Genomic DNA, 12,214 nt, shown 5'->3' with positions numbered 1-12,214 from the left:
GGGAAGCTATGGTAAAGTGACTGACTAATAATTCAGGGAGGATAAAACGTAATAGGTCTAATGATAATTCCAATGCAAGTCTTTTTTTTACAAAGATCGAATTTTACTTCTATTTACACACAACTTTTTGACTTGATCCCTTATTTTGGATCATTCCCAATTGTTGTGTTCATGCAAAATTAACCTACATCCACTCGTTAATTCTATTAGCGTCTAGTTTCAAAAAGATAAATAAAAGCACGGTAAATCCTAGCAGACCTGACCCTCCATAGCTAAAAAACGGCAATGGAATTCCTACAGTAGGCAACAAACCAATTACCATTCCTACATTAATTGCAAAGTGAAAAAAGATGATAGATGCTACAGAATAACCATATATTCTGCTGAAAGCAGATTTTTGGCGTTCTGCCAAAAACAACAACCTTAGAATAAGCATCGAAAATAATAGAATAACTGCAGATGTTCCTACAAAACCCCACTCTTCTCCAACTGTACTAAAAATATAATCGGTATGTTGTTCTGGGACAAAGTTTCCTTTGGTTCTTGTTCCTTCTAAAAATCCTTTCCCCATAAAACCTCCAGAACCAATAGCAGATTCCGATTGGTACGTATTATACCCAATAGTTTTTCTAATCTGATTAAGTTTCAGAGGATCGTCTTCTAGTCGTAACCACAAACTAAAACGGTCTCTGTGTCGTTGCTCAAAAACACTATTGTATATAAAATTAACAGAATACGAAAAAGCAGTAGCTATAATTAAAATAATTGTTAGCTGAGGAATAGATACTTTTTTCTTTTTCTTTTTAGAGAAATAATAAACCAACCCTAACAACAATGCACAACCCAAAAACACCCAGATAGTACCATAAAGTAGCGTGGACACAAATAAAACAACAACAAACAATCCCACTAAAAGATACATTGGATGTAACCCTTCTCGATACAATACAAAAAAGAAAGCAGCATAGACTAATGCACTTCCAGGATCTGGCTGCGGAATGATAAGTAATGCTGGTAAACTTATAATAATAAAAGCTCTAAATAAGTCTTTAGGGTTCTGAATATCGGTTTGTATATCACTTAAAAATTTAGCCAATGCCAAAGCTGTTGCAGCTTTAGCAAACTCAGACGGCTGAAGCGTCATCCCTCCAATTGCATACCAAGAAGTTGCTCCATTTACATTTTTCCCAAAAACATAGAGCCCTAATAAAGATAGCAACGAAACCAAATAAATAATACTAGAAAACCGTTCGTAAAATTTAGCTTCTACAGATAAAATAAGGACAATGAGGACGCAGCTTACAATTATAAACACTAATTGCTTCCCGTAATAAGTTTCAGCATTTAAAACACTCCCTAACTCCCCAGTAAAAGAAGCGGAATAAATATTTAACCAACCAATAAAAACCAATAATGCATACAGCAGAATACTAAACCAGTCTACTTTTTTTAAAAAATCACTCATTTAAGGCAAAGGTTTTTTAGTAGGTTGCTTTATAACTTCTTTTTCTGGCCATTTAACAAATGTTTTTCCATCGTTTATCCTAAACGATTCTCCACTTAGTGGCTTAGCATATTCTTCTTCCAAACTACCTTTTAAAAGATAATTCTCCATATCTGTTCTGGTAATTTCGCCTTTTACATATTTTTCTATCATTAAACTAGCAATTCTACCAGCCCATCTACTCCCCCAATATCCATTTTCAACAAAAACAGCTATAGCTATTTTAGGATCTTCTACTGGTGCAAAAGCTACAAATATAGAATGGTCTGTGAGCTGTACTCTTTCTCCTTCTATTTTTGTAAAATTCTCCGCAGTCCCTGTTTTTCCAGCAATATTAATCCCTGGAATTCTAAGCAAGCTTGCTGTTCCCTTATTATAAACATCATACATCCCCTGCACTACAGGCTCAAAATTTTTAGTATCAATTGTGGTTTGATGTTTTTCTAAAAATTTATTTGGTATGGTATCATTTTCTATTTCTTTGATAATATGTGGCGTATAATAATACCCTCTATTTGCAATAGTAGCCGTTAAATTTGCTAACTGAATTGGGGTAGACAAAACCTCCCCTTGTCCAATAGCGTTAGACAATGTATTTGTTGCAAACCATCGTCTTTCTCCATATACGCTGTTATAATAATCTGCATCTGGAATTTTACCAGATTGACCCGTTGGAAGATCATATCCTAGATAATTTCCTAATCCAAAACTTTCTACATGCTTCTCCCAAGCATTCATCCCTTCTGCAGAAGTAGGATACTTCTCAATAATTCGCCTGTATGTATTTGCAAAATAAGCATTACAAGATGCTTCAATTCCTCTTCTTAAGTTGTTTCGTGTTCCAGATGGGCAGTGGCAGCCCATAAACGAATTTCTTCCGTAGCGATACCCATGGTAACAGGTAAAAGTTGTACTCTCATCTATAACTCCTTCTTGCAAGCCAATTAAAGCATTCACTGTTTTAAATGGAGAACCAGGCGGATACATAGCATTCAAACCTCGGTCGTACAAGGGTTTCGCAATGGAGTCGTAATACAGCTCTGTATAATTTTTTGACCTCTTCCTCCCTACTAACAAGTCTGGATCATAACTAGGCGCAGAAACCAAAGCCAATATTTCTCCCGTTTTAGGATCCAAAGCCACTATCCCTCCACGCTTATGAATCATTAATTTTTCTCCATATTTCTGAAGCTCATTATCCAACGTCAAAACGATATCCTTTCCAGGAACAGGGAGCGTATCAAAAACACCATCTTTATAAGGACCAATAACTCTATTAAAACGATCTTTCTGAATAAACTTCACCCCTTTTCTTCCTCGCAAAACATTTTCATACTCTTCTTCCACACCTTGCCTACCTATTAACTCCCCAGATTGGTAATAAGAATATTTTTTTAAATCACGGTTATTCACTTCGCTTATATACCCTAAAACATTAGCCCCTACATGTGTCATATAGTGTCTTAAAGATCGTTTCTGAATATAAAAACCTTCATATTTACGCATTTTTTCTTGCAAAATAGCATACTCCTTTTTAGAAAGCTGCGGTACAAATACTGAAGGAAGTCTAGGAGAATAAATTCTTGCTTTCTTATATTTTTTTTCAAACTCTTCTTTGGTAATATTAAGCAAAGCGCAAAACTCTAGAGTATCAAGCGGCTTCACTTCTCTTGGAATAACCATTACATCATAAGAAGGTTGATTAGCCACCAATAACTCCCCATTTCTATCATAAATATGCCCTCTTTCTGGGTAATCATAAACTGCATTAATTGCAGTATCATTTAATGGATTTTTATTGGTATTATCTAACAATTGCAAATAAGAAAGCCTCCCTATATAAACAATAGCGATGATAATAATAATAGATGCTAAAAGAAGTTTTCTCATGTACTTTTTCTACTAAAGAGTGAGATAAAGATTAAACACATAATTAAGGTGAATATTGCAGAAAATAAGGTTTTTTTTAGAATCAGCAATATATGTGCAAAACTAAATATCTCTAAACTGAAAAGTACAAAATGGTGTGTTAAAATTAAGATAATGAGATAATTAATACGCTGACCAAAATATGTTTTTTCAATCTTTATATTATGATAATCATAACTTACCCCAAAAACAGACCGCATCATTAACGGTCTAAAATAGGCTACAAAAACACATGCAGCTGCATGCACGCCACCACTATCACTAAACATATCTATTGCTAACCCTAAAAGAAAAGCTGAAAAAATAAATAAAATCCTATTGTCTTTATCAAAAGGAAATAGAATGATAAAAAGTAGATAGATATACGGATTTAAATAACCTAAAAAGTTAATATTACTAAAAATAACCACCTGTAAAATTACAAGCGCCACAAATCGAAGTATGGTTACAAAAGCTGTATTATTCATCGATAGAAGCTTCAAGGGTTAAAATCTCATCCCTGTTCAGGTTTTCAATAACATAAACATGGTCTAACGTGGTCATATCGTTAAACAATTTTACATCTATTAAATAATAATTTTGAGAAACATCCAAATCAAAGTTTTCTATGGTTCCAATGGGTATTCCTTTGGGGAAAATACTTGACATTCCGCCAGTTATTACGGTATCTCCTTTTTTAATGGCAGCAGACCGTAAAATATCGACTAACTGAACAGTTTTAAAGTCTTCTCCATTCCATTTTAAAGATCCAAAATTATTAGTATTCTTTATAGATGCATTTATTTCTGAAAGCGAATTTAATACCGATTGTACATTTGCATAATTGCTAGAATTGTTCTCTATAATCCCAACAATTCCTTTGGAAGTAATTACCCCCATATCTTGCTTTACACTATCATTTCTCCCTTTATTTATAAGCAAATAATTACGCCTTTTATTAAAGCTATTTTTTATAATTGAAGCATTGTACAAATTATAATTTGTAAATAAAGAATCAGAAGAAAATGTAGAATCTATTGCATTATCTTCAATATTTAAAAGCCGCTTACGCAAGCGCAAGTTTTCTTCTACTAATTGCTTGTTGTACTCTTTTAAATGAAAGTAATCTGAGATATTATTAGAATTACTATATACTTTTCCAGATACCCAATTTGCCGAGTTTACAAACTTAGTTTTTTGATATGAATGTGACTGAAAAGTAAAAAATAGCGACAAGCCAAAAAGCAATAGAAAGGTAATAAAGGTCTTATTCCTTATTAAAAAATTGACAATTTGTTGCATTCACTAATTCTATTTTATTAAGATTGGTTTATACTTCTCTAGATTTTTTAAAGCTATCCCCGTACCCCTTACTACCGCTCTTAATGGATCTTCGGCAATATAAACAGGAAGATCTGTTTTTTGCGAAATACGCTTATCAAGACCTCTAAGCATAGAACCTCCTCCTGCAAGATAAATTCCTGTATTGTAAATATCGGCAGCTAATTCTGGTGGCGTTTGAGATAGGGTTTCCATTACCGCATCTTCAATTCTTAAAATCGATTTATCCAGAGCTTTAGCAATCTCTCTATATGAAATTTGTACTTGTTTAGGTTTCCCTGTTAAAAGGTCACGCCCTTGAACACTCATTTCTTCTGGCGGAATTTCAAGATCTTCGGTAGCAGCTCCAATAGCTATTTTTATATTTTCTGCAGTAGTTTCTCCAACATATAAGTTATGCTGAGTCCGCATATAATAAATAATATCGTTTGTAAATACATCTCCAGCAATTTTTACAGATTTATCACAAACAATCCCTCCTAAAGCAATTACTGCAATTTCGGTAGTTCCTCCACCTATATCAACAATCATATTTCCTTTAGGCTGCATAATATCCAATCCAATTCCAATAGCAGCAGCCATTGGCTCATGAATTAAATATACCTCTTTTCCATTAACACGCTCAGCAGATTCTTTTACAGCACGCATTTCTACTTCTGTTATTCCTGATGGAATACAAATAACCATTTTCAATGTAGGCTGAAAAAAACGTTTTTTTAATGCTGGAATTCCTTTAATGAACATATTGATCATTTTTTCGGAAGCATCAAAATCGGCAATTACACCATCTTTTAAAGGCCTTATTGTTTTTATATTTTCATGGGTTTTTCCTTGCATCATACTGGCTTCCTTACCAACTGCAATAATTTTTCCAGTCATTCTGTCTCTGGCCACAATAGAAGGACTATCCACAACCACTTTGTCGTTATGAATAATTAGCGTATTTGCTGTTCCTAAATCTATAGCAATTTCTTCGGTCAAGAAGTCAAAAAATCCCATGAATTCTTCTGATATTAATCTGGTTATTTCCGCAAAGTGCGACTAAAATATACCGAATATTTATTTCGGTATTTATTTGTTTATTTTATTCATAACCTCGCAAATTACTTTGCGAGGTTATTTCTGTTTTAATTCTTTCAAATGTAATGAATTAATGTTTAAAATGACGTGTTCCTGTAAACACCATTGCAACATTATTTTCATTACAATAATCAATACTTAATTGATCTTTTATGGAACCTCCTGGCTGAATTACACTTGTAATTCCTGCCTTATCTGCAATTTCTACACAATCTGGAAATGGGAAGAAAGCATCACTAGCCATTGCAGCTCCATTAAGGTCGAAACTAAAAGATTTTGCTTTCTCAATAGCCTGCCTTAAAGCATCCACTCTACTTGTTTGTCCTGTACCACTTGCACAAAGTTGTAAGTTCTTAGCAAAAACAATTGTATTAGATTTTGTATGCTTACAAATTTTAGAAGCAAACAATAAATCCTTTAACTCACTTTCGGTAGGTTTATTGTTAGTCTCATAAGTAATATCTTCTAAAACATCTGTTTTAAGGTCTTTTTCCTGAACCAAAACTCCATTCAGACAAGAACGAACAGTTGTTTTAGGAAGTTCTATATCTTTTTGAACTAAAAGGATTCTATTCTTTTTCCCCTTTAAAACCTCTAAAGCCTGCGCAGAATATGAAGGCGCAATTACTACTTCACAAAATAAAGAATGAATCTCCTCAGCAGTTTCTGCATCAATTTCTGTATTTGAAATTAAAATACCTCCAAAAGCAGAAACAGGATCTCCAGCCAACGCATCTACATACGCCTCCTTTATAGTTGCTCTAGTTGCAACCCCACACGCATTATTGTGTTTTAAAATAGCAAATGTTGGATCATCATTTTTAAACTCTCCCATTAAATTTACAGCAGCATCCACATCTAGTAAATTATTATAAGAAAGTTCTTTTCCATGAAGTTTATCAAACATCTCGTCCATATTTCCGTAGAAATATCCTTTTTGATGTGGATTCTCTCCATAACGCAACGTTTGCCCATTAGATTCGCTTACTTTATAAGCTTCTATTTCTTCTGTCTGATTGAAGTAATTAAAGATTGCGCTATCATAATGTGAAGAAACATTAAAAGCTTTAGCTGCAAAACGTTTTCTATTCTCAATAGAAGTTTGTCCATTTTGCGTTGTTATAATATCCAAAAATTCTGCATAATCTTCCATAGAAGAAACGCAAATAACATCTTTGAAATTTTTAGCAGCAGCTCTAATTAAAGAAATTCCTCCTATATCAATTTTTTCAATAATATCTTGCTCGCTTGCTCCACTAGCTACCGTTTTTTCAAACGGATATAAATCTACAATAACAATGTCAAGCTGTGGAATTTCATATTGCGCTAATTCTGCAACATCTCCATCATGATCTTGTCTGTTTAAAATTCCACCAAAAACTTTTGGATGCAATGTTTTAACACGCCCTCCTAAAATTGAAGGATAGCTAGTAACATCTTCCACAGGGATCACATTTATACCCAGATCTTTTATAAATTTCTCGGTTCCTCCAGTAGAGTAAATTGTTACTCCTTGCTCATCTAATTTCTTTACAATTGGTTCTAATCCGTCTTTACTGAAAACAGAAATTAAAGCCGATTTGGCTTGCTTCAAATTATTCATTGTTATTGTGTTGTTTTTGGATTGTGCAAAAGTAATTTATTTGCATTAAATAGTTGTGCTGTATAAAAGAAAAAAACAGCATTAAAGCTGTTTTTAGATTATTATATGCTTTATTTTAGAATTGAAGCTACTTGGCTATTTACAAATTCTAAAAATTCTTCATCGTCTATAGAAAATGGATCTGCAGTATGCGAATCAATATCTATTTGCCCAATATTTTCCCCGTTTACAAAAAGTGGAATTACAATTTCAGCTTTTACAAAAATGCTACATGCAATATAATTGTTTTGCGCTTTTACATCGGGTACTACAAAATTACTATTAGAAACAGCCACTTGGCCGCAAATTCCTTTCCCAAAAGGGATAATAGTATGATCTGTTGGCTCTCCAGCAAACGAGCGTAACTTTAATTCTTCTTTATTTCCATTTCTGAAATAAAAACCAACCCAATCATAATACGGAACATTCTCTTGCAGAAGCTCGCAAATACCTGTTAATCTATCATCAACTGAAGCATCTCCCCTCTTGATTATATTTTTTACTTCAGATTTTAAATCTTCAAATGTCATCTTAAAAAATTTTGACAAAGGTATAATAAAGTTTAATGTTTATAAAGTTTGTATTCTGAAAAGAAGAATATCATTTCACAATAAAAACGAAGACTCCCTCCTTATTTAACAAGAAAATTTTTACTTTAGAAATTATTTCTTACCTTAGGAATAAACTTAAAAATAAAGAAAATGAAAAAAATAATATTAAGTGCATCTATGTTATTGATAGCAGGAGGTGCTTTTGTATCGTGTAAAGAAACAACAAAGGAAAAAGAAGTTATTATAAAAGAAGAACCTGCCGCAGAAGAAGACCAAGGTGTTCTTGAGCGCGTTGGCGAAAAGGTAGACGATAAAGTTGACGAAGAAGTAGATGAAACTATTGATAAGATAGGAGACTAATTTCAATCAAAATAGCACCTTAGTAAAAAACAATTAGCTTACATATTAGTAGTTTTTTTTGCTAAGCCAAAAGAGGCTGTTTAAAAAGTAATTGACGTTGTCAAAAGGAGCTTGTCGAACTGAGCTTGTCGAAGTTTCGAACATCTCAACTCAAAATGTCATCCTTCGACAAGCTCAGGAGGACATTTCGACAAGCTCAGGAGGACATCTCGACAAGCTCAGGAGGACATTTTGAGTTTTGGGCACTTTTTAAACAGCTTCTTTTTAAATTACCCTCGAGGCATTTCAATATAAGAATCGTCATTACTCACCTTTGGAAACTCTCTATTAATCCATCGCTCCTTAGCCTTCTCTATGGTCTCTTTTTCTGAAGCTACAAAATTCCAAAAAATATGTTTCTCTTCAGGAAAAGCTTCTCCTCCAAATAAGAGCAAATGTGTATGCTCGGCAACTTCTACTTTACAAACATCTTCCGTTTTAGAAACAATCATATTTCCTTCATCAATTTTTTCATCACAAGCCTGAATACTTCCTTTTACAATACAAATTCCAATCTCTCCTTTTACTTGATCTACAACCTCTAAATTAGTTTTACCTGTGGTCTTTATTTCAACCATAAACAAAGGAGAATGAACTGGAACAGGCGATTTCTTTCCAAAAGCCTCCCCAGCAATTAATGTATAATTAGCTCCTTCTTTTTCCCATTTCGGCAATTGCTTCTTTTCAATATGATGAAATTCGGGTTCCATTGCTTCTAATTCTTCAGGTAATGCTACCCATATTTGAAAACCATGAGTTGTAAACGCTTCGCCATTTCTTAAAAGCTCTGGCGTACGTTCGGTATGCACAGCGCCCTTTCCAGCTGTCATCCAATTAACAGATCCTGGGGTAATTACTTGATCACTTCCAACACTATCTCGGTGCCTAATTTCTCCTTCAAATAAATACGTAAGCGTGGAAATTCCAATATGTGGATGCTGACCAATATCCATATAATTACCAGGTTTTATAGTTGTTGGTCCCATATGGTCTATAAATATAAAAGGACCTACCATTCTTTTTTTTCTGAAGGGAAGTAATCTTCCCACTAAAAAATCTCCAATATCTCGAGCACGCTCTTCTATAATTAAACCTTTGTTTGACATATTTTTTCTTTTTTATAAAGATAGCTATACAAGAGAAACTATTTTAAAATAATACCCTAATAAAAAAGTCGCCTAAAAAATTAATTTTTAGACGACTCTTAAATGTTATTTTGTATTGAATTGGTAGCTATTTAATTTTAATAACTCCACATATCTTGTTCCTTATCTCTTATTTTCTCTTCTAAACGTTGAGATTCTAACAATTGAAACATGGCATTATCTGGGATATAATCTTTAATAGATCTATCTCCTTGCACATTTTCTTCTTTGTATATAACAGCGTTAAAACGTCTGGCATTTAACAATTGATCGAAAGAAATTGGTCTTGAAGAATTTTTATTATTAAAGGCTTTTGCTTCGTGTAAAATATCTCTTGAACTTGGAAACCAAACCCAGAATAACTCTACTAAATCTGATTGCTCAATGTCAATAAAATTCACATCTGGAGCAACAGGCGCTAGCCCTAGCAAACGATATTTTAATTCTCCTTGACGCTTATCAAAGTACCAAACTCCTTTAATACGCCATTCTTGAATATCGGCAGCTGTAAGCTCTCTTCGGTTTATATACTCTAAAGAAACTTGCTCTCCAGCATTTAGTTGTTCATATCCAAGATCTGTAGTATCCACTTTTTGCAAAGTAGCTTCTAAATCTCCAAATTTTCTTTTTTCGGTAAAATACGAATCAACATAAATATCCTTTAAACTTCCATTTTTTATATTTTTAATGATGACATCGTATAAAGATCTACGCTCGCTTCCTATATCTACAGTATCTATTGGATAATAATATGGGAAGTTAATACGCTCATCTAAATCGATTCGCTCCCACACAGTTTTAGACCAAAGAATATCTCTATCATCTACATAACCGTATGGCAAAGGCTCATCGTTATCGGCCTCTATCTGATCCACCGTTTTTACACCAACTTCTTCTGGAAACTCTGCATTTAATAGGTTTGCTTGCGCAAAACTACTTGCAGACACAAGAACAGTTGTTATAGTTAATACAATACCTTTCCAATTCATAACATCAATAATTTATTAATTTGTTAGCTCAACAACAACAGGCGATACTTTTTTAAGTTTGTAAGATCTGTTATTAGTTATATAAGCCTCAATATCAAAAATCTGAACTGCCTCTCCTCTACCTGCTCTTTTAAGTGCAGATTTAGCTCGGCTATCTAATTTGTTTCCTCTAACCTCAACAGTTGGCTGACCAGGTACTTTAAATTTAAAGCCACTAATAGCTAAGTTTAAATCGAAGTCAAAGTCTTCTAACATCGCTCCTACAGTAGAGATTTCAAGGTTATTTCTTGGCATTTTAATTTCGCCATATTCACCTCTTACCGTTCCTGAAGGACGTGGAATATCTTTAATTCTGAATTCTGAAGTTGAAGAAACTCCTTGACCGTCTGGAAGTGTTCCACTTGCCTTAATCACAACAGTTCTTCCTGTTCCAGGATTCATTGCATACTTGCTTCCAGAAACTTTTTTAAGTCCGGCAGCAGATGCACTTACTTTATTATCTGGAATACCAGGAATAGAAATTGTAATAGGATTAGAAACTCCACGGTATACCACATTCATTTTATCTGCTGAAATTACTGCCGCATTTGGCTTGGTAATAGTTGCAAATTTTTGAGAAACTGGCACTTCTATTGGCTCTCCATCTTGTTTAAAGATTAAGTTCCCTTCAAGAGTATGATCTCCTGCTGAACCAGCACTTACTTTAAGTTTTACTCGCCCGTTTTCAATAACGAAATCATCTCCTTCTTTAAGATCTCTTCCGTCTAACTTAAGATTTACTTCGTTAGGCTTAGTACTTCCATCTTTTCTCCCTAAAACAATTGCTCCATCAAAAGTTTCTCCTTGATAGTAAGCAGATTTAGGCTGCTCTAACAACGTAGTATAATTGGTCATTGAAAGATCGGAAGCCATTTGTCCTTGCAGCATCGCTTTTAAAATCTCATCTTGAGTAGTTTTAATATCCGACTGTAATAAAGTAACCTTTGTTAAAGAAGCTACTAAAGGAAATCCTTCGTAATGATAGTTTAACCAATCGATCTTTTTACCATCTCTATTTTCCGCTTTTCCATTTTCATCTCCTGTAGTAAAACGAGTTTCGATAGAAGATTTCAAAGCCGATTTCTGAGCAGGTTTCATTAAAGAATCTGGAATCTCAGTAATCGTTTCTATAGAGCTCTCTCTAAAGTTGTTAATATAATTTACAAATTTTTGTCCTTCCGCAGAATAACGATCCCCTTGAAAGAAAGCCTGATCTAGGTAATCCGACTTATCCATTACTTCATAATCTTGAAGATCTTCTTGTGGAATTTTAGAAACCATCTGTCCTTTTAAGCTATCTAAATAACTATTAAACTTCATAGATGTTTCTTTTATTTCTTCTACATCTCTAAAAAGAGCTTCGTATTTTTCTGGCTGTTCTGTAGATTTTAATTTCAAATCGTTAAACGCTGCCAAGTTACGTTCTGTAGCTTTTTCATTAAAGTTTGTAAGCTTTTCGTTTAATAACCCAAAAGCCGACAATACTTCTTTACTCATATTCAACGCCAACATTGCAATGAAAACCAAATACATTAGGTTAATCATCTTTTGACGTGGTGATAAATTTCCTCCTGCCATTTCTTAATTAGTTTTAATGTTAATTATTTATTCAATAA

At 33.6% G+C, this 12,214-nt stretch carries 11 protein-coding genes; 1 reads left to right on the top strand and 10 read right to left on the bottom strand.

Annotation, left to right across the window (positions count from 1 at the left end; all coding sequences use genetic code 11):
• Positions 1-184: 184 nt before the first annotated feature.
• From rodA to AC13CQ_RS17575, 7 genes are all read right to left on the bottom strand, one after another.
• Positions 185-1,465: a rod shape-determining protein RodA gene (rodA, locus tag AC13CQ_RS17605; protein ID WP_008612055.1), complete on the bottom strand. Its 1,281-nt coding sequence runs from the start codon at positions 1,463-1,465 to the stop codon at positions 185-187.
• Complete coding sequence (gene mrdA, locus AC13CQ_RS17600) at positions 1,466-3,394, bottom strand: penicillin-binding protein 2 (RefSeq protein WP_008612054.1); 1,929 nt, start codon at positions 3,392-3,394, stop codon at positions 1,466-1,468.
• On the bottom strand, positions 3,391-3,900 hold the full coding sequence (gene mreD, locus AC13CQ_RS17595; protein ID WP_008612053.1) for a rod shape-determining protein MreD: 510 nt from the start codon (positions 3,898-3,900) through the stop codon (positions 3,391-3,393). Before mreD ends, mrdA begins: the two co-directional genes overlap by 4 nt.
• Positions 3,893-4,714, bottom strand: a complete 822-nt coding sequence (mreC, locus tag AC13CQ_RS17590) for a rod shape-determining protein MreC (protein WP_474506521.1) — start codon at positions 4,712-4,714, stop codon at positions 3,893-3,895. Before mreC ends, mreD begins: the two co-directional genes overlap by 8 nt.
• Before the next feature lie 9 nt (positions 4,715-4,723).
• A complete protein-coding gene (locus AC13CQ_RS17585) occupies positions 4,724-5,752 on the bottom strand; it encodes a rod shape-determining protein (RefSeq protein WP_008612051.1) in 1,029 nt (342 codons plus the stop codon).
• 151 nt (positions 5,753-5,903) lie between these two features.
• Complete coding sequence (purH, locus tag AC13CQ_RS17580) at positions 5,904-7,436, bottom strand: bifunctional phosphoribosylaminoimidazolecarboxamide formyltransferase/IMP cyclohydrolase (RefSeq protein ID WP_456868233.1); 1,533 nt, start codon at positions 7,434-7,436, stop codon at positions 5,904-5,906.
• A gap of 110 nt (positions 7,437-7,546) precedes the next feature.
• A complete protein-coding gene (locus AC13CQ_RS17575) occupies positions 7,547-8,005 on the bottom strand; it encodes a GAF domain-containing protein (RefSeq protein WP_474506522.1) in 459 nt (152 codons plus the stop codon).
• Positions 8,006-8,176: 171 nt separating this feature from the next.
• Between AC13CQ_RS17575 and AC13CQ_RS17570 the strand changes: the two genes are divergently transcribed.
• Complete coding sequence (locus AC13CQ_RS17570; RefSeq protein ID WP_335587773.1) at positions 8,177-8,386, top strand: hypothetical protein; 210 nt, start codon at positions 8,177-8,179, stop codon at positions 8,384-8,386.
• 269 nt (positions 8,387-8,655) lie between these two features.
• On the opposite strand, the gene AC13CQ_RS17565 is transcribed toward AC13CQ_RS17570, so the two are convergent.
• The 3 genes from AC13CQ_RS17565 to porM form a co-directional block, all read right to left on the bottom strand.
• Positions 8,656-9,531 (bottom strand): pirin family protein, encoded by an 876-nt coding sequence (locus AC13CQ_RS17565; RefSeq protein WP_474506523.1) that lies wholly within the window; start codon positions 9,529-9,531, stop codon positions 8,656-8,658.
• 137 nt (positions 9,532-9,668) lie between these two features.
• Entirely contained in the window at positions 9,669-10,559 is an 891-nt protein-coding gene (gene porN, locus AC13CQ_RS17560) for a type IX secretion system ring subunit PorN/GldN (protein WP_482882975.1), read from the bottom strand.
• Positions 10,560-10,574: 15 nt separating this feature from the next.
• Positions 10,575-12,176: a type IX secretion system motor protein PorM/GldM gene (gene porM, locus AC13CQ_RS17555; RefSeq protein WP_008612045.1), complete on the bottom strand. Its 1,602-nt coding sequence runs from the start codon at positions 12,174-12,176 to the stop codon at positions 10,575-10,577.
• Positions 12,177-12,214 lie beyond the last annotated feature (38 nt).

It is taken from the genome of Galbibacter sp. L-19, assembly GCF_056857615.1.
This window is presented reverse-complemented; position numbering and strand designations above follow the sequence as displayed.

Coding starts and splice junctions, on each gene's coding strand:
- rodA (WP_008612055.1), bottom strand. CDS start 1,465: ATGAGTGATTTTTTAAAAAAAGTAGACTGGTTTAGTATTCTGCTGTAT.
- mrdA (WP_008612054.1), bottom strand. CDS start 3,394: ATGAGAAAACTTCTTTTAGCATCTATTATTATTATCATCGCTATTGTT.
- mreD (WP_008612053.1), bottom strand. CDS start 3,900: ATGAATAATACAGCTTTTGTAACCATACTTCGATTTGTGGCGCTTGTA.
- mreC (WP_474506521.1), bottom strand. CDS start 4,714: ATGCAACAAATTGTCAATTTTTTAATAAGGAATAAGACCTTTATTACC.
- AC13CQ_RS17585 (WP_008612051.1), bottom strand. CDS start 5,752: ATGGGATTTTTTGACTTCTTGACCGAAGAAATTGCTATAGATTTAGGA.
- purH (WP_456868233.1), bottom strand. CDS start 7,436: ATGAATAATTTGAAGCAAGCCAAATCGGCTTTAATTTCTGTTTTCAGT.
- AC13CQ_RS17575 (WP_474506522.1), bottom strand. CDS start 8,005: ATGACATTTGAAGATTTAAAATCTGAAGTAAAAAATATAATCAAGAGG.
- AC13CQ_RS17570 (WP_335587773.1), top strand. CDS start 8,177: ATGAAAAAAATAATATTAAGTGCATCTATGTTATTGATAGCAGGAGGT.
- AC13CQ_RS17565 (WP_474506523.1), bottom strand. CDS start 9,531: ATGTCAAACAAAGGTTTAATTATAGAAGAGCGTGCTCGAGATATTGGA.
- porN (WP_482882975.1), bottom strand. CDS start 10,559: ATGAATTGGAAAGGTATTGTATTAACTATAACAACTGTTCTTGTGTCT.
- porM (WP_008612045.1), bottom strand. CDS start 12,176: ATGGCAGGAGGAAATTTATCACCACGTCAAAAGATGATTAACCTAATG.